27 protein-coding genes and 1 pseudogene are annotated in these 21,861 nt (G+C 70.3%); 12 read left to right on the top strand and 16 right to left on the bottom strand.

Annotated elements, in window-relative coordinates:
• The first annotated feature begins 27 nt into the window (after positions 1-27).
• A pseudogene (locus OG194_RS00870) lies at positions 28-1,262 on the top strand (RNA-guided endonuclease InsQ/TnpB family protein).
• An 8-nt stretch (positions 1,263-1,270) separates the two neighbouring features.
• Positions 1,271-1,477 carry a hypothetical protein gene (locus tag OG194_RS00865; RefSeq protein WP_327398832.1) on the top strand — a complete coding sequence of 69 codons (207 nt, stop codon included), beginning with the start codon at positions 1,271-1,273 and terminating at the stop codon, positions 1,475-1,477.
• Between the two features lie 20 nt (positions 1,478-1,497).
• Here OG194_RS00865 and OG194_RS00860 read toward each other — a convergent pair whose 3' ends face one another.
• Both OG194_RS00860 and OG194_RS00855 read right to left on the bottom strand, forming a co-directional pair.
• Positions 1,498-2,901 carry a DHA2 family efflux MFS transporter permease subunit gene (locus tag OG194_RS00860; RefSeq protein ID WP_327398831.1) on the bottom strand — a complete coding sequence of 468 codons (1,404 nt, stop codon included), beginning with the start codon at positions 2,899-2,901 and terminating at the stop codon, positions 1,498-1,500.
• Positions 2,898-3,056, bottom strand: coding sequence for a hypothetical protein (locus tag OG194_RS00855; protein WP_327398830.1), 159 nt, complete (start codon positions 3,054-3,056; stop codon positions 2,898-2,900). Before OG194_RS00855 ends, OG194_RS00860 begins: the two co-directional genes overlap by 4 nt.
• 68 nt (positions 3,057-3,124) lie before the next feature.
• Between OG194_RS00855 and OG194_RS00850 the strand changes: the two genes are divergently transcribed.
• Positions 3,125-3,556: a MarR family winged helix-turn-helix transcriptional regulator gene (locus OG194_RS00850; RefSeq protein ID WP_327398829.1), complete on the top strand. Its 432-nt coding sequence runs from the start codon at positions 3,125-3,127 to the stop codon at positions 3,554-3,556.
• Positions 3,557-3,576: 20 nt separating this feature from the next.
• Here OG194_RS00850 and OG194_RS00845 read toward each other — a convergent pair whose 3' ends face one another.
• The 3 genes from OG194_RS00845 to OG194_RS00835 are packed head-to-tail and all read right to left on the bottom strand — an operon-like array spanning position 3,577 to position 4,673.
• On the bottom strand, positions 3,577-3,963 hold the full coding sequence (locus OG194_RS00845; RefSeq protein WP_327398828.1) for a fic family toxin-antitoxin system, toxin component: 387 nt from the start codon (positions 3,961-3,963) through the stop codon (positions 3,577-3,579).
• Positions 3,960-4,259, bottom strand: coding sequence for a type II toxin -antitoxin system TacA 1-like antitoxin (locus tag OG194_RS00840; protein ID WP_327398827.1), 300 nt, complete (start codon positions 4,257-4,259; stop codon positions 3,960-3,962). Before OG194_RS00840 ends, OG194_RS00845 begins: the two co-directional genes overlap by 4 nt.
• 45 nt (positions 4,260-4,304) lie before the next feature.
• Positions 4,305-4,673 carry an NUDIX domain-containing protein gene (locus OG194_RS00835; protein WP_327398826.1) on the bottom strand — a complete coding sequence of 123 codons (369 nt, stop codon included), beginning with the start codon at positions 4,671-4,673 and terminating at the stop codon, positions 4,305-4,307.
• A 217-nt stretch (positions 4,674-4,890) separates the two neighbouring features.
• On the opposite strand from OG194_RS00835, the gene OG194_RS00830 reads away from it, so the two are divergent.
• Positions 4,891-5,997: a C4-dicarboxylate ABC transporter gene (locus OG194_RS00830; protein ID WP_327398825.1), complete on the top strand. Its 1,107-nt coding sequence runs from the start codon at positions 4,891-4,893 to the stop codon at positions 5,995-5,997.
• Between the two features lie 5 nt (positions 5,998-6,002).
• Here OG194_RS00830 and OG194_RS00825 read toward each other — a convergent pair whose 3' ends face one another.
• The 3 genes from OG194_RS00825 to OG194_RS00815 all read right to left on the bottom strand — a co-directional run bounded on the left by OG194_RS00825 (position 6,003) and on the right by OG194_RS00815 (position 9,510).
• The gene (locus OG194_RS00825; RefSeq protein WP_327398824.1) at positions 6,003-6,464 is read right to left on the bottom strand and encodes a DUF6884 domain-containing protein; all 462 of its coding nucleotides are present in this window, start codon (positions 6,462-6,464) and stop codon (positions 6,003-6,005) included.
• The gene (locus tag OG194_RS00820; RefSeq protein WP_327398823.1) at positions 6,461-7,513 is read right to left on the bottom strand and encodes a GlxA family transcriptional regulator; all 1,053 of its coding nucleotides are present in this window, start codon (positions 7,511-7,513) and stop codon (positions 6,461-6,463) included. The genes OG194_RS00825 and OG194_RS00820 overlap by 4 nt, the downstream gene beginning before the upstream one ends.
• A 128-nt stretch (positions 7,514-7,641) precedes the next feature.
• Positions 7,642-9,510: a Xaa-Pro dipeptidyl-peptidase gene (locus OG194_RS00815; protein ID WP_442811773.1), complete on the bottom strand. Its 1,869-nt coding sequence runs from the start codon at positions 9,508-9,510 to the stop codon at positions 7,642-7,644.
• A gap of 302 nt (positions 9,511-9,812) precedes the next feature.
• Here OG194_RS00815 and OG194_RS00810 point away from each other — a divergent pair, with 302 nt between their 5' ends.
• The 5 genes from OG194_RS00810 to OG194_RS00790 are packed head-to-tail and all read left to right on the top strand — an operon-like array spanning position 9,813 to position 13,269.
• Positions 9,813-11,297 carry a toluene monooxygenase gene (locus OG194_RS00810; RefSeq protein ID WP_327398821.1) on the top strand — a complete coding sequence of 495 codons (1,485 nt, stop codon included), beginning with the start codon at positions 9,813-9,815 and terminating at the stop codon, positions 11,295-11,297.
• A 14-nt stretch (positions 11,298-11,311) separates the two neighbouring features.
• Positions 11,312-11,566 carry a toluene-4-monooxygenase system B family protein gene (locus OG194_RS00805; protein WP_033279816.1) on the top strand — a complete coding sequence of 85 codons (255 nt, stop codon included), beginning with the start codon at positions 11,312-11,314 and terminating at the stop codon, positions 11,564-11,566.
• Entirely contained in the window at positions 11,559-11,918 is a 360-nt protein-coding gene (locus OG194_RS00800) for a Rieske 2Fe-2S domain-containing protein (RefSeq protein WP_327398820.1), read from the top strand. Before OG194_RS00805 ends, OG194_RS00800 begins: the two co-directional genes overlap by 8 nt.
• Positions 11,915-12,229 carry an MmoB/DmpM family protein gene (locus OG194_RS00795; protein WP_327398819.1) on the top strand — a complete coding sequence of 105 codons (315 nt, stop codon included), beginning with the start codon at positions 11,915-11,917 and terminating at the stop codon, positions 12,227-12,229. Before OG194_RS00800 ends, OG194_RS00795 begins: the two co-directional genes overlap by 4 nt.
• Before the next feature lie 32 nt (positions 12,230-12,261).
• The gene (locus tag OG194_RS00790; protein WP_327398818.1) at positions 12,262-13,269 is read left to right on the top strand and encodes a toluene hydroxylase; all 1,008 of its coding nucleotides are present in this window, start codon (positions 12,262-12,264) and stop codon (positions 13,267-13,269) included.
• A gap of 4 nt (positions 13,270-13,273) precedes the next feature.
• Here the strand turns inward: OG194_RS00790 and OG194_RS00785 are convergent, their stop codons facing one another.
• The 4 genes from OG194_RS00785 to OG194_RS00770 all read right to left on the bottom strand — a co-directional run bounded on the left by OG194_RS00785 (position 13,274) and on the right by OG194_RS00770 (position 16,176).
• A complete protein-coding gene (locus tag OG194_RS00785) occupies positions 13,274-13,825 on the bottom strand; it encodes a YciI family protein (RefSeq protein WP_327398817.1) in 552 nt (183 codons plus the stop codon).
• An 84-nt stretch (positions 13,826-13,909) separates the two neighbouring features.
• Entirely contained in the window at positions 13,910-14,917 is a 1,008-nt protein-coding gene (locus tag OG194_RS00780; RefSeq protein WP_327398816.1) for an alpha/beta fold hydrolase, read from the bottom strand.
• 50 nt (positions 14,918-14,967) lie between these two features.
• On the bottom strand, positions 14,968-15,609 hold the full coding sequence (locus OG194_RS00775) for a molybdopterin-dependent oxidoreductase (protein WP_327398815.1): 642 nt from the start codon (positions 15,607-15,609) through the stop codon (positions 14,968-14,970).
• 147 nt (positions 15,610-15,756) lie between these two features.
• A complete protein-coding gene (locus tag OG194_RS00770) occupies positions 15,757-16,176 on the bottom strand; it encodes a TOBE domain-containing protein (RefSeq protein WP_266775314.1) in 420 nt (139 codons plus the stop codon).
• Between the two features lie 329 nt (positions 16,177-16,505).
• Between OG194_RS00770 and OG194_RS00765 the strand changes: the two genes are divergently transcribed.
• Genes OG194_RS00765 through OG194_RS00755 form a run of 3 tightly spaced genes read left to right on the top strand, consistent with a single transcriptional unit; the run spans position 16,506 to position 19,410 of the window.
• Complete coding sequence (locus OG194_RS00765; RefSeq protein ID WP_327398814.1) at positions 16,506-17,834, top strand: methyltransferase domain-containing protein; 1,329 nt, start codon at positions 16,506-16,508, stop codon at positions 17,832-17,834.
• Positions 17,835-17,843: 9 nt separating this feature from the next.
• Positions 17,844-18,533 carry a M24 family metallopeptidase gene (locus OG194_RS00760; protein ID WP_327398813.1) on the top strand — a complete coding sequence of 230 codons (690 nt, stop codon included), beginning with the start codon at positions 17,844-17,846 and terminating at the stop codon, positions 18,531-18,533.
• A 28-nt stretch (positions 18,534-18,561) separates the two neighbouring features.
• On the top strand, positions 18,562-19,410 hold the full coding sequence (locus tag OG194_RS00755; RefSeq protein ID WP_327398812.1) for an MOSC domain-containing protein: 849 nt from the start codon (positions 18,562-18,564) through the stop codon (positions 19,408-19,410).
• Between the two features lie 39 nt (positions 19,411-19,449).
• Here OG194_RS00755 and OG194_RS00750 read toward each other — a convergent pair whose 3' ends face one another.
• The 4 genes from OG194_RS00750 to OG194_RS00735 all read right to left on the bottom strand — a co-directional run bounded on the left by OG194_RS00750 (position 19,450) and on the right by OG194_RS00735 (position 21,788).
• On the bottom strand, positions 19,450-20,049 hold the full coding sequence (locus OG194_RS00750; RefSeq protein ID WP_327398811.1) for a dihydrofolate reductase family protein: 600 nt from the start codon (positions 20,047-20,049) through the stop codon (positions 19,450-19,452).
• 79 nt (positions 20,050-20,128) lie between these two features.
• Positions 20,129-20,497 (bottom strand): roadblock/LC7 domain-containing protein, encoded by a 369-nt coding sequence (locus tag OG194_RS00745; protein ID WP_327398810.1) that lies wholly within the window; start codon positions 20,495-20,497, stop codon positions 20,129-20,131.
• Between the two features lie 86 nt (positions 20,498-20,583).
• Positions 20,584-21,441: a hypothetical protein gene (locus OG194_RS00740; protein WP_327398809.1), complete on the bottom strand. Its 858-nt coding sequence runs from the start codon at positions 21,439-21,441 to the stop codon at positions 20,584-20,586.
• Entirely contained in the window at positions 21,438-21,788 is a 351-nt protein-coding gene (locus OG194_RS00735) for a hypothetical protein (protein WP_327398808.1), read from the bottom strand. Before OG194_RS00735 ends, OG194_RS00740 begins: the two co-directional genes overlap by 4 nt.
• Between the last annotated feature and the right edge of the window lie 73 nt (positions 21,789-21,861).

Here is a 21,861-nt window from a genome sequence, read left to right as displayed (position 1 = left end):
GATTTCGATCGGGAGGGGGTGGGCTGGGTGATCCGTGCGTACAAGTTCCTCATGCGGCCCACCGTGGGCCAGCAAGCCGCGCTGGGCGAGATGCTGCGCGATCACTGCTCCCTCTGCAACGGGGCCTTGCAGGAACGTCGCGACGCCTACCGGCACGCCTCGAAGACGAGCGTGAAGTACGGGCAGCAGTCCGGACAGCTCACGGACATCCGGGCTTTCGACCCCGAGCGGCAGGGCGCTGGTCCTTCTCCTCGCGGCAGGCGACGTTGCGCCGTCTGGACAAGGCGTTCGCCGCGTTCTTTCGCCGGATCAAAGCCGGGGACAAGCCCGGCTACCCGCGCTTCCGTGGGGTGAACTGGTTCGGCACGGTGGAATTCCCCAAGGACGGGGACGGCTGCCGGTGGGAATCCACCCCGCACGACCCCGTGACCCGGGTCCGCTTCCAGGGCGTTGGGCAGGTCAAGGTCAATCAGCACCGCGCGGTGATCGGCAAGGTCAAGACCGTGTCGGTCAAGCGCGAGGGCCGTAAGTGGTTTGTCGTGCTGACCGCCGAGCAGCCTCGGCCCGAGCCGCTGCCTGCGACCGGCTCAGCAGTCGGCATCGACCTCGGTATTGTCTCGTTCCTCACCGTCTCCGACGGCGTACACGTCGCCAACCCGCGCCACGCACGCAAGGCCGCCGCGACGCTCGAAGTCGCCCAGCAGGCACTGAGTCGCTTTCCGCGCCGCAAGGCCAAGGACCGCACGCGCAACCACCGGCGTGCTGTGGACACGGTCGCCCAACTCCACGGCAAGGTACGCCGCCAGCGGCTCGACCACGCGCACAAGACCGCGCTCGGCCTGGTCCGGGAGCACGACTTCATCGCGCACGAAGACCTCAAGATCCGCAACATGAGCAAGGCTCCTGCGGCGAAGCCCGACCCCGCGCAGCCGGGCAGCTTCCTGCCGAACGGGGCCGCGAGCAAGGCCGGGCTGAACCGTTCGATCGCTGACGCCGGTTGGGGGGTGTTCCTCGCGATCCTGAACGCAAAGGCTGAAAGCGCCGGGCGGGAAGTGATGGCCGTGGACGTGCGGGAGGTGTTGCGGGGGCGACGTCAGCGTGTGCCCGGTGGCCGCACGAGAGGCAGCGGAACTTTTCCTGGGTGGGCCGGACGGCTCCCGGTCGAGCGTCGACGCGCGCGTCCTCGCCTGGGCACTTCTCCCAACGCGACGATCCGGTACGGGCCCTGGAACAGCACGAGAACCTGCGCCGCGAACCGCTGAACCAACTGGTGCCGGCCAACCGCGAGTTGGGCCCGGAGAAGATCATCGCTATGGCCGAGGAGATCGGCGGCCCGGTGCCCGCCGAGCGTGCGACGGCGGTGTCGCAGGGGTACAAGAAGCTCGCCGGGTGCACGACCGCCGTGCTCAACTCCAGGGATTCCTGGTCGGTTTCACCGGTTTCACCGGTGATGCCGGGAGAGCCGACCGCCCCCTGAGTGTCGTGGGGGAGCGGGCCTCAGTGCGCCTCCTCGTGCCGGCGTCGTAGCCGGGCCGGTGCGTTCCCGCCGCCCGACGCGGTGGTGCCGCGTGCGGCGGCGCGGGCCGGGCCGTCGGGGATCGTGAAGGCGAAGACGGCGGTCACCGCGGCGAGAGCGGCCAGGGTCAAGTAGGCGTGCTGGTAAGCGGAGATGGGCGGATTCGCGGCGGCTCCCGTAGGCGTGCTCAGGACCAGGGCCGTGGTCACCGCCGCCGGCGCGAAGGCCCCGCCGGTCTGCCGTACGACCGTGTTGAGCATGGACGCCTGGGACAGGTCCTTGCGGGAGAGGGTCGCCAGCGAGGCCACCGTGGTCGGCATGAAGACGCCGCCCATGCCGATCCCGAGCAGGAACATGTAGCCGCGGAAGGTCCACAGGCCGGTGTCCTGATCGCAGGTGGAGAGGAGCACCAGGACCGCGCTCACCATGGCCAGGCCCGAGCCGATGATGATCCGGGGGCCGACCCTGGAGTAGAGGATCCCGGCGATCTGCACGGTCAGCAGGACGCCGAAGGCCTCGGGGAAGGTGCTCGTGCCCGACTCCAGCGCGGAACGGCCCTGCCCCTGCTGGAGAAAGAGCGGCCCGAGGTACATCGCGCCGAGGATCGGCACCAAGCCCACCAGATTGATCAGGTTGGTGTCCCGGAAGAGCCGGTCCGCGAAGAGCCGGAGCTTCAACAGCGGCTCGGAGACCCGCAGTTCGAAGACGACGGCCGCGGTGAGCAGGACCGCGCCCAGGACGAGGGCGATGACGACGGCGGGGGAGGTCCAGCCGCGGTTGGGGCCCTCGCAGACGCCGAACATCACGCCGCCCAGAGCCGCCGCGCTCAACAGCAGCCCGGTGAGGTCGAATCGGCCGGGCCGGTGCCCGCGGTGCTCGGCGAGGAACAGCGCCCCGAACACCACGGCGGGCAGGCCCAGCGGCAGGTTGACGTAGAACACCCAACGCCACGACAGGTGGTCCACCAGCAGGCCGCCGAGCATCGGCGCGACGGCCGGGGCTATCTGCTGCGGGATGATCATGTACCGCGAAATGCGCACCTGCTCCCAGGATTTGAAGGTGCTGTAGAGCAGCGAGGCAGCGGCCGGGAAGAGCAATCCGGCGGACAGCCCCTGTACCGCGCGGGAGGCGATGAGCTGACCGAGGTCGGCCGCCGCGCCGCACAGCAGTGACGAGGCGAGGAAGGCGCCGAGGGCGGTGAGCAACACCCGCTTGGCGCCGAACCGTTCGACCAGCCAGGCGGAGGCGGGGATGGCCATGGCCAGGCAGACCGGATAGACCACGACCACCCCGTCAAGGGCGGCCGTCGTCAACTGGAACTGGCGCGCGATCGACGGGAGCGCGACGGTCGTGATCGCTCCGTCGACGATCGCTATGAACGTCACGCAGACACACATGACGGGAACGACGAGACGCTGACCGGGGCGGAGACCACGGAGGCGGCGGAGAACCCGGAGGTCGCGAGGGTCTCGTGGGTGAAGGGGAGGGGCGAGGGGGACGGGAGGGCGTCGGAACGGCAGCACATGCTGAGCATACTCACTATGTGAGTGCTCATTGAAGCCGCCCGGGGCTCGTACAATCGGCCCTCACCACGGAACGGGGAACGCCATGGCAGTGCACGGCAGCAGCGACATCCTGGTCGACGAGCTCTACGAGACGACGCACCAGCTGCGCCAGTTCGTCGAGACCCGGCTGCGCGCCAACGGGGCCTCGGTCGCGCGACTGCGTGCCCTGCGGATGCTCGCGCACGCCGAACAGCCCCTCCGTATGCGGGACTTGAGCGAGATGACCGGCGTCGCGGCACGGACCACGACCAGCATCGTGGACAGCCTGGAACGCGACGGTCTCGTGGAGCGCGTACGGCATCCGCACGACCGTCGCGCGTTCCTGCTGCGCCTCACCGACAAGGGCCGGGAGTGCCACCGCGAGGCGGAGGAGATCGACGGCCTCGCGCTCGCGGAGGCGACGGCCGAACTGGACACGGAGGACCGGGCGCAGCTACGGACCCTGCTCGCCCGCATCCGGAAGGCGACGGCCTGAGAACCGAAGGCCCCGTGCGCTCAGGCGGTGGTCCAGTCGCGAAGCCGGCGGGCGATCCGGGGGAGGCCCAGTTCCCCGGAGGCGGCGTCGCGGACGAGTGCCACGGCCGCTTTGGGCTGGTAGTCGAGGCGGCGCTCGTTGAGGATCAGATAGGCCTCGGTCGCGTGCCACGCGAAGGCCTCGTTGGAGTGCTCCAGACACGGCAGCTTCGCCAGGGTCTGGAGCAGCGCGGCTGCCTTGAGGTGCACGGAGCCGTAGATGTCGCGCTCCATCGCGCGCGCGTCGACCCGGGCGGCCGCGGCGTACAGCGGGCCGTAGTCGTCGACCTGGGGGTCCCGGTCGAGCAGTTCGGCGGCGTGCAGCAGGAAGGTGACGTCGAGCGCGTGCGGCGGTTCGGGCTGGGTCACGCGGCGTGCCCCTGCTCCTGGCGCTCAAGTTCACGGAGGGCGTCCGCCTCGGCCGCCCGCTGCTCCGCGCCGGGATCGGCGCTGCCGGGCTCGGCCGCGAACGCCGCGCCGCTGCGCGCCATCGACTCCTTGAAGCCCTCAAGGAACCGCTCCTCGACGGCCGTAGCCCGCGCATAGGCGGCCGAGAGGATGTACTCCTGGAGGCTGACCCCGGCCTGCTTGGCGGCGGCCTCGATGGCCGCGCGCTGCCGGGGGTCTCGGAAGCGGAGGTTCATGGCTTTCGGCGTGTTCGGCATGACGTCCACGGTACCAGTGGTACCACGCGCGGGACCCGGCATTTCCTACACCGGCGTATGGCCCTCCAGATAGACCCGCACGGGCGCCGGTACCCCGGCGGCGATGGCATCGGCGAAGGGCGCCCAACGGACCTGCCCCGCGGTGAGCTGAGCCTCTCCCGACGGGTCGTCGCTGAGCAGTTGGCACACCACGGCCGGCCCGCCTCCGGACTCGGACTCCAGAAGGCTTGTGCCGTCCACGAGGAAACCGGTGAGTTCGTACACCGCCCGCGCGGCAGTGGCCTGCGCCGTCTCGGCCTCCTCGGGGACACCGGACGGCAGACTCCAGCCACCCTGCACATCCACCAGCAGCACAAGCCCGTCGTTCACGACGAGCGCGTCCACCGCGTCCTCGGCGACCTGCTCCAACGCCATGTCCCAACCGTCCCTTCGTTCGTGCAAGGCGCGACCGTTCGTCCGGTCGTGCCCGAGCCGGTTTCCTACCCGGGACCGATCGGTTCACGCGGTACGGACGCACCGGGAGACGCCGACTCGGCCCGCGAACCGGGCCGTCCCCTCGATATGGGCCAGCCCTCCCTCGCATCAGGACACGACCAGGAACACTGCCCCGACACCGACCTACGTTGGGGCCATGATCCGCTCCACGACCTCGCCCACGGCCCCCAGCGCAACCCGCCCACCCCTCACCCCCAGCTGGTTCGCGGCCGTGATGGGCACCGGCATCGTCGCCGACGCGGCGGTCACCCTCCCGCGGAGCCTCCCCGGGGTGCGGACCGCCGCCACGGTCGTCTGGGTGGGCGCCGTACTGCTGCTGGTCCTGCTGGCCGTCGGGTACCTCCGGGGCCGGGCGCTGCGGTCGCACGCGGGGGATCCGGTCGTGGCGCAGTTCTTCGGCGCACCGCCGATGGCACTGCTCACGGTCGGCGCCGGGACACTGCTGCTCGGCCGGCGGGTGATCGGACTCGACGTCGCGCTGGACGTGGACCGGGTGCTCTGGTCGCTCGGCACCGCACTCGGCCTCGCCACCGCCTGCACGGTCCCGTACCTGATGGTCACCCGGCACCGCTTCGCCCCGGACGCGGCGTTCGGCGGCTGGCTGATGCCGATCGTGCCCCCGATGGTCTCCGCCGCGACCGGCGCCCTGCTCGTCCCGTACACCCCCGCCGGTCAACTCCGGCTCGCCCTGCTCCTCGCCTGCTACGCGATGCTCGGCCTGGGCCTCGTCGCGGCGCTCCTGGTCCTGGCCATCCTCTACGGCCGCCTCGTGCACCATGACGCACCCACCGGCGCCATGGTGCCCACGGTGTGGATCGGCCTCGGGGCCCTGGGCCAGGCCGTGACCGCACTCGGCGCGCTGGCCACGGCGGCACCGAGCACACTGCCCGCGCTCTACGCCCGGGGCGCCGAGGCGCTCGCGCTGCTGGGCGGAGTCCTGGTGTGGGGCTTCGCCCTGCTGTGGCTGGCGCTCGCCACCGCCCTGACCGCACGGACGATTCGCGCCGGGCTGCCGTTCGCGCCCACCTGGTGGTCGTTCATCTTCCCGTTCGGCGCCCTCGTGACCGCCACCAACTCCCTTGCGGGGCGCACCGGTTCGGTGTTGTTCATCTGGCCGGCCGTGGTGTTCTACGTGCTGCTCGTCCTGGCCTGGATCGTGGTGGCGGGCGGCTCCCTGCGCCACGTCGCCGTCGCCAGGACCGCGCGGTCGGCGACGCGGGAGCTGAGTAACTCCCTCACGTAGCGGGGCTATTTGACCGCGCCATTGCGCAGTGCCGCGAGGCGGGCCATCTGCTCGCCCATCCCTCGGGTCCCGGCAAGCGGGGTGAAGGCGTGCGGCCAGACGGAATGGACGAGGCCGACGTGCCGGGCGCCGCCGAGGGCGACGACCGGATCGAGGAGCACGATGCCCCGCAACGTCGCCTGTTCCAGGATGAGTTGGGACGTCACGGCGTCCGTCGCACCGTGCGGGGTGTCGTACGGCTCGACCACGTCGTCGAGGTCGAGCAGGCCGTACCGCGCGGAGAGGATCAGCAGCCGGTCGGGCCGTAGTGCGTCGGCAGCCTTGCGGCACGCGCGGTGGTACGAGCCGGTGTACAGGTCGGCGGCGCGCGCGGGCCGGTCGAGCTTGCGGCTGCCGCACGGGATGACGACGAGTTCCGGCTTGAAGTACTTGAAGTAGTCGAGTTGGGGTTGGTCGTTCGGGGTCATGCCTGTCTGTCCTGTTCTGTGTTCGCGATAGCCGAGTCCGAGTCCGAGTCCGAGTCTGTGCCCGTGGCCGTTCCGGTCGTCCGGAAGCTCGTCCGGAACGCGCCCGGCGTCACCCCCAAGTGCCGTACGAACGCCCTGCGGAGCGACTCGGCCGAGCCGAACCCGGTGCGCCGCGCCACCACCGGCAGGGCCTCGTCACCGCTCTCCAGCAACACCTGGGCCGCCTCCAGCCGGACCTGCTCCACGTACCGGGCCGGGGTCGTCCCCACCTCTTCGTCGAAGAGCCGGCTCATATGGCGGACGCTGATGCCCGCCCGGCGGGACATGGCGGCCAGCGTGTGCTCGGCGCCGGGGTTTGCGGCGACCGTGTCCAGCACTCGCCGGAGCATCTCCACTCGGGAGTAAGGGAGTTGGGAGCGGACGCTGAACTGCGACTGCCCTCCCGGGCGTTGCATGAAGACGACCATGTCCTTGGCGACCGCCCGGGCGACCTCCGCACCGAAATGCTCCTCGACGAGCGCCAGGGAGAGATCGATACCGGCCGAGACACCCGCCGAGGTCATCATCGGGCCGTCCCGCACGAAGATCGCGTCCGGCTGGACCCGCACGGACGGGAAACGAACGGCCAGTTGCCGGGACTGCCGCCAGTGCGTCACGGCCCGACGCCCTCGCAGGAGTCCGGCCGCGGCCAGCAGGAACGCGCCGGTGCACACCGACGCCGTGCAACGCGCCATGCCGTGCAGCCGTCGCACGGCATCCAGGAGCGCGTCGTCCTTGATCGCCGTCTCCCATTCGGGGCCGCCCGGGATCACGAGGACGTCGTACGGCTCGCGCACGTCGTCCACGGCGAGGTCGGCGCCGATGCGGGTCCCGGCGGAGGTGATCACCCCGGCGCCGTCCTCGGACGCGACCTGCACCCGATAGCGCCCGCCGAACTCGTTGGCCGACGCGAACACCTCGATCGGGCCGGTCACATCGAGCAGCCGGACACCGGGGAAGACGAGGACGGTGACGGTGAGGGGGCCCGTTCCGGGACGGTTGTGGTTCATCGAACAGCCAGCATGCGTCGGGGACCGGTGCCGGCGCCACGATCGGTTTCCTCTCTGCTGGGAGGCGGCGCCTCCCAGCAGGCATTCCCGGGGTTCCGGCCCCCGTCGAGCCCGGTCTTCTATGGCAACTACGAGGCGGGCAGGCCCGGTTGGCCCACGAGCGGCAGGCGCAGGGACGTGTGCGCCAGATCGACGGTGATCGTCGGCCGGTCGGCCGCGCGGTTGGCGATGCCCCAGTCGGTGCCCGCGACGATCAAGGCCAGCCGGTGCCCGGCCGGGACGACGTGGTCGGCGCTCGCAAGCGTGAGAGTGAGGGCGTACGGCTTGCCGGGCGTGAGCGGCAGGACCTCGTGCGCGTCGGCGGCGGTGCCGAGCGCGGCCCAGCCCCGGCTGAAGACGGTGCTCGTGACGTGCTCGGTCTTGGCCGCCGTCTTCTTGTAACAGCCGCTGTCCTGGCCCGAGTTCGCGCCCCAGCAGGATGATCCGGAGACCGTGGAGATGCCCAGACCGCCCTTGTCGTAGTCCCGGATGGTGGACGGGCCGACATCGACGAGGACCGCCGACAGGTTCGCGGTCGCGGTCGTCGAGGTGGCGGTGACGGTCACCTGCGAGGCACCGGAGACGCGCAGCGGTTTCGTGAGCGGTTGGGTGACGAAGCCCGCCTTCTCGCCGGTCGACTGGTCGATGTGCGCGGCCCAGTCGAGCTCGGACTTGTCCGTGGCGTCGGTGAAGGTCTCGGTCCCGCCGCTTCCGGGCTTTGTGCTGAGCGTGCCCACGCCCGTCTGCGTGCCCTGAACGGGGTTGAGGGTCAAGGGGGTTGTGGACTTCGGCGGCCAGACCGCGTCCGTCGTCCAGTGGTCCGGGGTCCGCTCGATGTCGGCCATCGGTGCGCGGTCGATCCCGTTGTCGTAGCCGAGGAGTTCATGGTCGAACCAGTGGTGCAGGGTGTCCACCCACTGCGTACGGCGGTAGTCGAAGGGGTCGACGTGGCCGGTCTGGGAGAGCCAGATCTTGCGCACGACGCCGTTCTTGGCGAGGGCGTCCCACCACTGGCCGACGTTCTTGGTGCGGACGGTGAGGTCCTGTTGGCCGTGCACGACGAAGACGCTCGCCTTCACCTTCTTCGCGTCCGCCACATAGTCGCGTTCGGCCCACATCGGCGACCAGGCACCGGACTTGACGGCCGCGTCGCCGAGCGGCTTGTTCACGGCGGCGCAGCGCTTGCCGGTGGCGTCGCTCTCGACCATGCGGATCAGAGCGCCAGGAGTGGGCGCGTTGCCGACCAGCCCGGCTCCCTGGGAGAAGTAGGCGTCGTACCAGGAGGAGATGGAGCTGATCGGGACGATCGTCTTCAGGCCCTTCACGCCGGTGGCGGCGACCCCGTTGGCGATGGAGCCGTCCCAACTCTTGCCGATCATCCCGGTGTTGCCGTTGGTCCAGCCGGCCTTGGCGGGGGTGGTGCCGGTGTGTGTGGTGTAGGCGTGGGCGCGGCCGTTGAGCCAGTCCACGACCGTCTTCGTGGACTGGATGTCGATGGGCCCGCCGGCGTCCGTGCAGCCGTCGGAGCGGCCGGTGCCGGGGAGGTCGACGGCGACGAAGGCGTAGCCGCGCGGGACGAAGTAGTTGTCGTAGAAGAGCGGGAAGTCGACCGGGCGGCCCTTGGCGTCGTAGGTCTTCTTCTGGCTCTCGTTGCCGCGGCCGCAGCAGGAGTAGTACGGACTGGCCTCCATGATGACCGGTATCTTCCGGCCCTTCGCGGCGGGTTCGGCCGGGCGCACGATGTCGACGGCCACCCGGTCGCTCTTCCCGTCACGGTCGTCGTCGCGCCCGGTGTCGACCCAGACGGTCTCCCGGACGGCCTTCTTGTACGAGTAGACCGGTCTGCTCTCCCCGGAAGGGCCGGCCGATCTCGACGCCCCCGCCCCCGCCGCCGTAGAGGCCGCGCCGACCGTCTTCGAGACCGTGGGGTGCGCCGAGGAGGAGCAGCCGACCAGCAACAGGGCGGCGGCCGAGGCCGCGACGAGGGCCGACAGGGCGAACTGCCTCCGGGGAGGCCGTTCGTGGGATGAGGTCGTGGAAAGGTTGGGGTGCACGTACGGGTAACGGGCCGGTCCGCGCCGGAGGTTGTCGTGCTGACGTCGAGAGACTTCAATGCGCTGCGCTAAGGGACGCTGACGCAGCGTCAGAACCAGAGGCGATTGTCGGACATGTGCCCCGTTCTGCTGGCAGCGGGTGGTATGCCGGTGGAAAATGCGGCTACGAGGCAGCCCGCGCACCATTCCATCAGGATGTGATCCGCATGCTTCTCACCCAGGACGACTGGTACGAGACCTCGCGCGACCTCGACTGGACCTTCTCGTACGTGGAGCGTGGTGCGGCCTTCCCCGCGGAGTGGACCGGCGCCGAAGGCATCCCCGAGGAAGCGTGGGACGCCTGGGAGGAGCCCTTCCGTGTCTCGTACCGGGACTACGTGCGCGTCCAGCGGGAGAAGGAGTCCGGGGTCAAAGCGGTGAGCAACGCCCTTCAACGGGCGGGGAGTTACGACCAGTTACCCGCGTCCCATGTCGCCGCCTCGCAGATGCACATGGGACTGATCACGATGGTCGAGTACATGGCCGTCACCATGCAGAGCCGGTTCTGCCGCTTCGCCCCCTCCCCGAAGTGGCGCAACCTCGGCGTGTTCGGACTGCTCGACGAGACCCGGCACACCCAGCTCAGCCTGCGCTTCTCGCACGCCCTGCTGAAGCACGACACCCGCTTCGACTGGGCGCAGAAGGCGTACCACACCAACCAGTGGGCGGTCGTCGCGGCGAAGAGCCTCTTCGACGACATCATGCTCAACGCGGACTGCGTGGAGGCCTGTCTCGCCTCCAACCTGACCCTCGAACACGGCTTCAGCAACATCCAGTTCGTCGCGCTCGCCTCCGACGCGATGGCCGCCGGTGACGTCAACTGGTCGAACCTGCTCTCCTCCATCCAGACCGACGAGGCCCGCCACGCCCAACAGGGCTTCCCCACCCTGGAAGTGGTGATGGCCCACGACCCGCAACGCGCGCAGCGCATCGTCGACGTGGCGTTCTGGCGCGCCTCCCGGATCTTCCAGACCCTCACCGGACCGGCGATGGACTACTACACGCCGCTCGACAAACGGAAGATGTCCTACAAGGAGTTCATGCTGGAATGGATCGTCGACCAGCACGAACGGGTGCTGGAGGACTACGGGTTGAAGCGCCCCTGGTACTGGGACGACTTCCTGTACTCCCTGGACAACGGCCAGCACGCGATGCAACTCGGCCTGTGGTTCTACCGACCCACCCTCTTCTGGAACACCAGCGCCGGTGTCTCGAAGGACGAACGGGCCTGGCTGAACGACAAGTACCCCCAATGGGAGGAGAATTGGGGCGTCCTGTGGGACGAGATCATCCGCAACATCAACGCCGGACACATCGACCGCACCCTCCCCGAGACCCTCCCCGCCCTGTGCAGCGTCACCCAACTGCCCCTAGGTACCGCCATGTCCCGCGAGCGGCTCAACCCCGTCTCCCTCGTCCGCGACGGCCGGATCCACCACTTCGACAGCGAGATCTCCAAGTGGTGCTTCGAGCAGGAACCCGAGCGGTACGCGGGCCACCGCACGGTCGTCGACCGGTTCATCGGCGGCGACATCCAGCCCATGGACCTGCCCGGCGCACTCGCGTGGATGGGCCTCACCCCGGACGTCATGGGCGACGACACGGACGGCTACCGCTGGGCACGCGAGTACGCCAACGACCCCACGGCATAAGGGGATTCATCCACATGGCACTGTTCCCCATCGTCGGCAGGCTGGTCGGCGACTTCATCCCGCACCTGGTGGCCGTCGACACCGACGACACCATGGACACGGTCGCGGAGAAGGTGGCCGTGCACAGCGTCGGGCGACGCGTGGCGGCTCCGCCCGGCGTCCCGTCGTACGACGTGTATCTCGACGACCGGAAGATCGACCCGTCGGTGACACTCGGCGAACTGTCCCTGCTGCCCCTGCAATGGCTGGACGTGCGGTTCCGTGACTGAGGAGGCGCCCGACTGCTCCGACTACGTGCCGGTGGCTGCCCAAGACGCCCTGTGGGACGGCGAGATGGAGCCCTTCGAGGTCGACGGCACGGAGATCCTGCTGATCCGCGTCGAGGGCGACTACCTCGCCTACCAGGGCACCTGCCCGCACCAACGGCAGTCCCTCGCCGAGGGTGATCTCGACGGCACCGTCCTGACCTGCGCCTTCCACCTCTGGGAGTTCGACGTGCGCACCGGCCGGGGCATCAACCCGCGCGGCTCCTGCCTCGTACGCCACGCCACCCGTATCGCCGACGGCCAGGTGCACGTCAGCCGCCGCCCGTCCGACGAAAGGCCGGCACCCACCCCATGACCGTCTACGAACTCGACAGTGACGCCCCGCTCGACCCCGTCCTCGTCGGCCCGGTGCTGCGCTCCGGGCCGCTGGCGGACGCCGTCATCGAGGCGGTGTCCGACGACAACCCCGACCGGGACGTGTACGTCGTGGACCGCGACGACTACGTCCGCGTCCACACCCCGCACGAGTGCCGGCTGACCCGGCGCAGCCTGGAGGAACACCTCGGCGGGACCTTCCAACTCTCCGCCCTGGAGATCGAGATGCCCTCCTTCAAGGGACGGATGCGTTCCCGGTCGCAGGAGTACATGTGGTTCCACAGCGAGTGACGAGGCAGTCCGTGACGAGGTCAGGAGAAGCCATGGCACAGCAGCGCGACCGGCGGCGCGCGACCCGCCTGCGCACCTGGAGCGCCTTCGGCGACCTGGGCCGCCGGCCCGGCGAGTACGAGGTCCTCACCCACGGCATGAACCACACCATGGGCGCCACCCCGCTGGAACTCCCGCCCGACGCGCACGGCAACCGCTGGCTGCGCGAGCACCGCGACGGCATGGCCCTGACCGTGCCCGACTGGGACGCCTTCCGCGATCCCGACCGGGTGACGTACGGCAGCTATGTCGCGATGCAGGACGACCGCGAGACGTACGTCGAGGGCCTGCTCGAACGCTTCGACAAGGAACAGCACGACGAACGCCTGACGGCCCGTCAACTCGACCTGCTGGCACTGGCGGTGACCCCGGCCCGCTACCTGGTCCACGGCCAGCAGATGCTCTCCGCCTACCTCCAGCAACTCGCCCCCGGCAGCTACATCGCCACCTGCGCCGCCTTCCAGACGGCCGACCAACTCCGCCGCGTCCAACTCCTCGCCTACCGCACCACCCAACTGGCCCGCACCCACCCCGACCGCCCCTTCGGCCTCGCCGAACGCACCACCTGGGAACACCAACCGGACTGGCAACCGTTCCGCCGTGCAGTCGAGGAGTCACTGGTCGCCTACGACTGGGACGTGGCCCTGGTCGCCTTCCAACTCGTGGTCAAACCGGTCGCCGACGCCGTACTCCTGAACGGCCTGGCCCGCCGCCTCGACACCGTTGGCGTCCCCCTCGACTCCCTCATCACCGACGACCTGGCACGCGACGCCCGACGCGCGGCCCGCTGGACCCGGGCCCTCCTGACATTCCTCACCGACGCGGACCCCGGAAACCGTGCGGTACTTCAGGGGCACCTCGACACGTGGGCGCCGCACGGCACGGCCATGGCTGCCGGGGGCGCCCGACTGCTGGGCGCTCCGGACACCGAGGCCACGGCGCTGGAGACGTGGGACGAACTCCTGGCGGCCGGTGGGCTCAGCCGCCCGCGCATGCCATAGGCGCTCAGGTCGGGCGTCCGCCGAACTGCCAGTTGTGGACCTCGATATCGGCGTACCGGTCCCGGGTCAGCACGGCACGCGCCGTCTCCTGGTCCGGCGCCCGGAGCAACGCCGCCGTGCCCAGCCAGGTGGCGCCGTCGTCGGACAACAGGGGCCCGTACGCGATCAGTTCGTCCCGGCCGGGCGGCACCGCCAGGTCCACGGCCTGCCCGGTGCCGAAGCCGAGCACCAGGTACCGGTTGCCTCCGGTCCGGCCGCCGGGGAAGTCCCACATGGTGCGCCCCAAAGTGTTGCGCCACCGGCGCAGCAGCACGTCCCGGTAGACGCCGGCCTGATGGTTGGGCTCGTCGAAGGCGAACGCGCGGGCCGCGGCCGGATCGGGCAGGTCGAGGATGTGCACGCTGCCGGTGGGGGTGTCACCGTCGTCGGCGAGCGTCGGACCCCGGGCGATCATTTCCTTGGCGTACCGGTCCATGTAGGACCAGTGCCGTTCCACCAGTTCGTCGCGCAGAGGGAGGGAACCGGGCCGGTCGCGGTGGTAGCAGAGGAACTCCATGCCCGAAGGATCTCCTCGTGGAGGCGACCGGGTCGAGCGGGTTTCCCCGCCCGACCTTGCGAGCGGGCTACGCGGACCAGACGGTCACGAACCGTCCGTCACCGTTCCTGATCCACCGGTGTCGGCTGCGCTCTCGCACGTCGTCAGGAAGTCGATGAGTGCCGCGTTCACCTCGGCGGGGCGTTCCTGCTGGGTCCAGTGGCCGCAGCCGGGCAGCTCGATGGGGGCGCGTACCAGGCTGGGCATGAAGGTGGGGAGTTGGTCGATGATGTCGCGGGCGCCGGGGAACGCGGGCACGAGGTCGCGGTCGCCGAAGATGTACAGGGCGGGGCGGGTGACGACGGCGTTGTTCCACGGCGCGGTCAGGTCCCAGTTGCGGTCCAGGTTGCGGTACCAGTTCAGGGCGCCGGTGAAGCCCTTGGAGAAACTCTCGGTCAGCACGTCGAGATCCTCCTCGGTGAGCCACTCCGGCAGCACCTCGGGGTCCTCCATGGCCACGAGCCAGCCCTTCTCGGGGTCGACCAGCGGCTGCATGATCTCGCCGGAGGGAGAGGCCGAACCGGACGCCGAGTAGAGGAACTTGCGGAGCGTGGTGCGGGTGTCCCTCCCGAACTCGGCGTCGGCGACGCCCGGTTGGTTGAAGTAGTTCCAGTAGAAACGGCCCTGGAAGATCTCCTGCATCATGGCCATCGGACGCTGCGTCCCCCGGTACGGCGGCGGCACGCTCAGCCCGGCCACCCCGAGCACCAGGTCCGGCCGCAGCAGCGCGGTGTGCCACGCGACCGGCGCACCCCAGTCGTGCCCGACGACGTACGCCTTGCCCTCGCCCAACTCCTGTATCAGGCCGACGACATCGCCGACCAGGTGGAAGATGGTGTACGCGTCGACCTCGTCCGGATGGTCACTGCTGCCGTATCCCCGCTGGTCGGGGGCGACCACATGGAACCCCGCGTCGGCCAGCGCGCCGATCTGCTGATGCCAGGAGTGCCATGACTCCGGGAAGCCGTGCAGGAGGATCACCAGGGGGCCTTCGCCCTGCTCGGCGATGTGCAGACGGATGCCGTTCACGTCGACAAAACGATGCTTGACCATGCCGACGAGGCTACGTGTCGTGCCTGTCGGGTCGCGTGGCGGGTTTCGGCCTACCGGCCGGGAGGCCGTGCCTCGTCGTCGTCCTGCTCCTGGTAGGAGTAGCGCTGCTCTTTCCACGGGTCGGCGATGGTGTGGTAGCCGCGCTCCTCCCAGAACCCGCGCCGGTCCTCGGTGAGGTACTCGATGGCGCGCAGCCACTTGGGGCTCTTGTAGCCGTACAGATGCGGCACGACCAGACGCAGCGGGAAGCCGTGTTCGGCGGTGAGGGGCTCGCCGTTGTGGTGCGTGGCGAGCAGGGTCTGCGCGGCCGTGAAGTCGGCGAGGCGGAGGTTGGTGGAGTAGCCGTACTCCGCCCAGGCCATGACGTGCGTGACCTCCGGCGCGGGCGGCACCAGGTCCAGGACGGTGCCGGCGGGGATGCCGTACCACTCGTGGTCGGTGGAGGTCGGGCCGGACGCGCAGTGCAGATCGGCGACGACCGTGACATGCGGCAGCGGCGCCAGCTCGTCGAAGGTCCAGATGCGCTCGGCACCGTCGGCCGTGGCACCGTGGACGCGCAGGTTCCAGCGCTCGGGACGGAAACGGGGGACGGGCCCGTAGTGCGAGACCGGCCAGCCGTGCACATGACGCTGGCCGGGCGGAACGGGACGGGACGCGTCGGCCTCGGCCGTACCGTGTCGGTCGCTTGCCACGGGTGACGCCCCTTCTCCGCTGGTCGCCTCGTTACGGCTGCCTTCCCCGAGCAGCGTAGGCGCTCACACGCGACCGGGCCGACGCCGGGTCCCGGTGTGCGCCCGCGCGTGGCCCGTCACCGGAATCGCGGCTACGGCGGCCCCGCGTCAGACGGTCGCCAGGGACACCTCGGTCGACTTGATCAGCGCGACGACCGGCGAACCGGTCCGCAGCCCCAGGTCGCCGACCGCGTCCTTCGTGATCGCCGCGGTCAGCTCGCCCCCGTCGACCGTGACCTTGACGACGGCCATCGCCCCGCCGGTGGCGACATCGCTGACCGTGCCGGGCAACTGGTTGCGGATGGACACCCCCTCCACCCGGCTCGTGGCGAGCGCGACCTCGGTGGACTTCATCATGGCGCGCACGGCCGTGCCCTCGGCGAGCCCCAGGTCCTTCACGGCCTCCAACGTGATCGCCGCGGTGAGGTCCTGGCCGCCGTCGAGGCGCACCTTCACGGTCGCCATCACGGCGCCGGGCGTGACAGCCGTGACGGTGCCGGGAATCTGGTTGCGGATGCTCAAGCTCATGACGGAACGCCTCACAAAGAAGAGGAAAGGTCTGGATTGCCGGATTTCTTACCGACTGTGCGTCCACAAGCTAGCCGCTCCCGCCGCGCCCGTCACCGACCCCGTCGCATCCGCCACCTGGGAGTTTGCTTCATCCTGGCAAATCCGAGGAACCTCGCGAACGGCGACGCCGAGCATCAGAATCCCGCCGTTCTTCCGGTGACGTTCGCGCATGCCGCAGCGAGGCGGGAAACTGGCTCGCAGATGCGAGGCGACCTGGGTCCGTGCCATCGCATCCGCGTTTCGGCCCGGTCGTCGTCCGGGTACGGTCGAGCGGGAGGTGGTCGCCCGTGATCCAGATCGTGGAGCACGCACCGCAGGAAGGCCCGTACGCCATCGGCGCCGCGATCGAGGCGGCCGGGCTGCCGACGCGGGTCTGCCGGACCTGGGCGGGCGACCCGGTGCCCGACACGGCCGACGACCTGGTGGGCCTGGTGGTGATGGGCGGGGCGATGGCCGCCTACGAGGACTTCCCCGGCCGTGGTGCCGAACTCGCCCTGCTGCGCGCCGCGTTGGAGGCCGAGGTGCCCGTACTCGGCGTGTGTCTCGGCGCGCAGCTGCTGGCCGTCGCGGCCGGTGGGGTCGCCCGGCCCGGAAACGGCACGCAGGTCGGCTGGGCCGACGTACGGATGACGGACGCGGCGCGCGGAGACGCGCTGTTCGCAGCCGTCCCCGAGCGGCTGCGGGTGCTGCACTGGCACGGCGACACGATGGACCTGCCGGCCGGGGCGACACTGCTGGCCTCCTGCGACCGGTACCCGGTGCAGGCGTTCCGGGTCGGCGGCTCGGCGTGGGGCATGCAGTTCCACCTGGAGGTGGACGAGGGGGCGGTCGGCGCCTTCGCCGACGCGTTCCCGGAGGAAGCTGCCACCGCTCCCGGAGTCGTGGAGAACGCGTCCGCCGAACTCGCCGTTCTGGCCCGGCACCGCGACGACGTGTTCCAGCGCTTCGCCGCGTTCGTCGCGGGGCGCGCCGGGCAGACAGCGACCCGTGCCTTCTTCACCCGGCGGGCGGCCTCCTGGGAGGAACGGTTCGCGGACGACGGTCCCCGGTACGCGGCGGCCGTCGAACGGATGGAACTCCAGCCCGGCAGGCGTGTGGTGGACCTGGGCTGCGGCACCGGCCGTGCGCTGCCCGCGCTGCGCGCTCAGGTCGGCGACGCGGGCCTGGTCGTGGGCATCGACCTCACACCCGCGATGCTCACCGCCGCGCTCCGGGAGGGCCGCGACAAGGACGGGTGCCTGCTTCTGGCCGACGCCTGCCGGTTGCCCCTGCCGACCGGGGCAGTGGACGCCGTCTTCAGCGCGGGCCTGGTCAACCACGTGCCCGACCCGGCGACCGCCCTGCGTGAATGGGCCAGAGTCACGGCCCCGGGCGGCACCCTGCTCCTGTTCCACCCCTCCGGCCGCGCCGAACGCGCCGCCCGCCACGGCCGCCCCCTCGACCCGGACGACCCCCTCGCCGAGGAGAACCTCCGCCCCGCCCTGCGAACGGCCGGCTGGGAGCTGTCCCGCTACGAGGACGCCCCGCACCACTTCCTGGCCCGCGCGTCACGCATCGCCGGATGCGGCGAGCCCGCCGTAGGGAATCACGTTGCCGAGAACGATCTAGCTGGCTAGGTTCGCCCCATGGCTGATGACGAACCCACACGGGCCGCAGGTCTGCTCGATGCCCAGGCCAAGGCCGCGCTGCTCTTCTCGGAGGTCGAGGAGCGCGGGCTCGTGGCGCCCGGCGAGGGGGAACGGGTCGTCAGCGACCGGGTTCGTGACCTCGCGAACGAGCTCTTCGGTACGACGCGGCACTGGCACAAGCGGATCGTGCGCTCGGGGCCGAACACGCTCGCGCCGTACAAGGAGAACCCGCCGGACCGGGTGATCGGCGCGGACGACATCGTGTTCGCCGACTTCGGGCCGATCTTCGAGGAGTACGAGGCCGACTTCGGGCGGACCTTCGTGCTGGGCGACGACCCGGTCAAGCACCGACTGCGCGACGACCTGCCCAAGGTGTTCGCGGCCGGCCGGCGCTTCTTCGACAACACCCCGGACATCACCGGTGCGGGCCTGTACACCGAGGTCGCCCGCCTTGCGGACAAGGCCGGTTGGGAGCTGGGCGGTTGGCACGCCGGGCACCTGGTCGGCGAGTTCCCGCACGAGACGATCGAGGGCGCGCACGTCGAGTCGTACGTCACCCCCGAGAACGACACCCCCATGCGCCGTACCGACAAGGCAGGCCGTGCCTGTCACTGGATCCTGGAGATCCATCTCATCGACCGCGAACGGGGATTCGGCGGTTTCTACGAGGAACTCCTCACCCTCTGACGGTAGTTGGTTCGGCGATGGTTGATCCATGGGGACTGTGACGGCGCTGTACCGGTATCCGGTGAAGTCGATGCTGGGTGAGGCCGTGGTCGCCGTCGCGGTCACGGAGAACGGACTGTCCGGGGACCGGGTCTACGCAGTCCTCGACGGGACGGGCGCGGTGGGCAGCGCCAAACACCCCCGGAAGTGGGGCGAGTTGCTGCGCTGCCACAGCCGACTCGACGACTCCGGTGTGGTCCGCGTCGTCCTGCCGGACGGCACCGCCCTACCGGTCCAAGACCCCGACCTGGACGCGGAGTTGTCCAAGCTGCTGGGCCGACAGGTGTCCGTCTCCGGCGTCCTGCCGGAGCACAGCCGGCTGGAGCGCGCCGTACCCGAGTACGAGGGCGGAGTCCCGGACGTCGTACGGGAGTCGGCGACGGTCGACGCGACGGGGGAGAGCATCACCACGGGCGGTGTCGCGCCGGGGACGTTCTTCGACTTCGGCCGGGTCCATCTCGTCACCACGGCCGCCCTGGACCGGATGCGCAGCGTCTATCCCGCCGGGGACTTCGACGCGCGCCGCTTCCGGCCGAACCTCGTCGTCAACACCCTTGGCGGGCCCGGCTTTCCGGAGGACGGCTGGGTCGGGTCGCGCCTGCGCGTGGGGGAGGCGCTGTTCCGCGTCCTGGTCCCCACCCCTCGCTGTGTGATCCCCACCCTCGGCCACGACGAACTCCCGCCGGACCCCGGCCTCATGCGAGCGGTCGCCCGGGAGCACCGCATCCCGGTGTTCGACCTCGGCCGGCTGTCGTGCCTCGGCGTGTACCTGGACGTACTGGAGGCGGGGACGGTGCGGGTGGGCGACCCGATCGCGTTGGAGGAGTCGGCCGCGTGACATTCCCCCGACGGGTCAATCTTCGGTTCGGTTGAAGCGTTACTTCAGGTGCGTGGCGAGAGGGGTCTCGACCACCCTGACCGGCTCGACGCGCCGCGGTCCCGCGCCCGGGCCCTCGAAGAGCCGCAGGCCCGCGCCGAGGAGGGCGGGCACCACATGGAGCTGTAGTTCGTCGACGAGCCCCTCCCCGAGGTACTGCCGTACGGTGCTCGCACCGCCCGCGATGTCCACGTTCCGGTCACCGGCGACCGCCTTCGCCCGGTCGAGGGCGCTGTGGATGCCGTCGGTGACGAACGTGAAGGTGGTGCCGCCCTCCTTGACGAGGGCCGGTCGCGGGCGGTGGGTGAGGACGAAGACCGGGGTCCGGAAGGGCGGGTCCTCGCCCCAGAACTCCTCCCCGGTGTCGTACATCATCCGGCCCATCACCACCGCTCCGGTCGCGTCGAACCACTCCCGCATCAACTCGGAGTCACGGTTCTCCTCCCCACCGGTCATGCCCTGGCGCTCCCGCCAGCTCGCCAGATTGTGGATCCACTCGAAGAGCGGCTCGGCGCCGTCGCCGCCCGGGTTGTCGATGCTCACGCCGGTGCCGGCGATGTAGCCGTCGAGGGAGATGGCCAGATCCGCGGTCACGGTCACGATGGTGCTCCTGAGTCGTGGAGGTACTGCTGCTTCCACTCTCATGTCGATCGGGAACCGGCGCCTTCGACGTGCCGGGCTACACGTCCTCGTCGAGATGCCGGCGCAGTTTCGCAGCGACGGCCGGGATCTCCCGCCGGAACGCCGCCTGGTCCAGGCCGTCGTCCGCGACCACGGCGAGCAGCGCCCGCTCTCCTACGGCCGTCACGATCACGTGGCCGGTGCTGCACCGCGCGCTGATCTCGCGGAGGTGGCCGGTGCCGCCCTGATCGGCGAGGCGGTGGCCGAGGGCGAGGGTCGCTGCCGCCACCGCGGCCATGGACTCGGGGTGGGTCTTGGTCGTGTCGCTCGCCACGACGAGCCCGTCGCTGGTGGCCAGCGTGGTCTCGGTGACTCCCATCACGTTGTCCCGCAGGGCGATGAGGAGGTCGGTCACGGGGTCGCTCATGGCGTCTTCTTCCTGTTTGCGTGCAGGCGGTGGGAGAACGAGGCAGGAGGGGAGCCCGGTGGGGACGTGGCTGCGGGAGGGGTGGTTCAGTCGTGAGGTCGGCGGGCCGGTGCGGAGTTCCGGCCGGGGAGGCGACGCGGAAGCGAGGCGGAGTCGGGTACGGAGGGCGCTGCCACGGCCAAGGAGGTCACCGCGGAGGGTGTGACGCGTGCTGCCGTGCTCGGCCGGCCGTTCGCCGAGGGTGAGTGCGGTCGGACGAGACCGCGGTCCAACAGGTGGCGTAGGTCGATCATCACGGCGAAGAGACCCCGGCCGAGGGCGAACGCGATGTCCCTCGCCGTCCTGCGTCCGTCCGCGGCGGCCAGGACGGCCCGGTGCCGGGCCGGAAGTCCCTCGACGGGTTCGGGGAGGTGCGCGGTGGACGCCGACCGCATACGGGTGCGGGCGAGGGCGGCGACCGAACCGGGCTCCCCGGCAAGCAGGTCGACGCGCCGGGACACCTCGCCGAGGAGTCGCTCGGGGGTGACGCCGGTGTTGCGGTACAACGTCGGTACGGGGTCGGTGACTTCCCAGCTGTCGGGTACGGCGAGGGAGAGCGCGAAGGCGGCGTCGAAGAGTGCGCTGAGGCTGATGACCTCCAACTCGCCGGCGCCGACGAGCCCTTGGGCCACGAGTTCGGCGGCGAGGTGTTCATGGGTGGTGTCCGAGGCGCGGACCGCCGACCATTCCTGCTCACCGATCCGGCCCGACCTGAGCAGCAGCCCCTCGATGCCCGGTGCGCCAGGGGTCTCCATCGCCACCACGAGGCCGTCCCGCACATGGATCGAACCGCCCGGACTGCCGGTCACGACCACGGTGCAGGAACTCTGTCGAGTGCGGAGAGCCGCCAACAGGGCCGGAACATTGCGGGATTCGGCGAGCGGTTCCTCGGTGCCTTCCGTCATGCCAGCAACTCGTCGGCGTACCGGTTCAGTTCGCGCAGCGCCCAGGAGAGGTTCGTGCGATCGCGGTCGACGGTCGCGCACAGCAGCAAGGGGTCGCCCTGCCGCGGGAGTTGGATCGTCACGAGATGCCGGGTGGAGGTCGTCACGATGACGCTCTCCAACTCCCCTGACGCGCCCGCCCGAACAAGGCGGGTGCGGGCCAATTCGGCTATTTCGCAGGAGTCCTGACTGGCACTCATATCACCCGACTCCGCATAGGAGAGGCCGGTGACGGCATCGAGTACCGCGGCTCCGCTGATGCCGGGCGTGCTCAGGGCGCGGCCCAGCGCGGCGTCGAGCGATGACAAAGGTCCCCCCTTCAGTCACTCCGGCGAGCAGACTACTTTATTTGCCAACTATCGCAACTCTGACCAAAGATGG

The sequence above is a fragment of the Streptomyces sp. NBC_01288 genome (assembly GCF_035982055.1).
Classification (GTDB): Bacteria; Actinomycetota; Actinomycetes; order Streptomycetales; family Streptomycetaceae; genus Streptomyces.
Note: the sequence above shows the minus strand (reverse complement) of the source record. Positions and strands in the feature narration are given on the sequence as shown.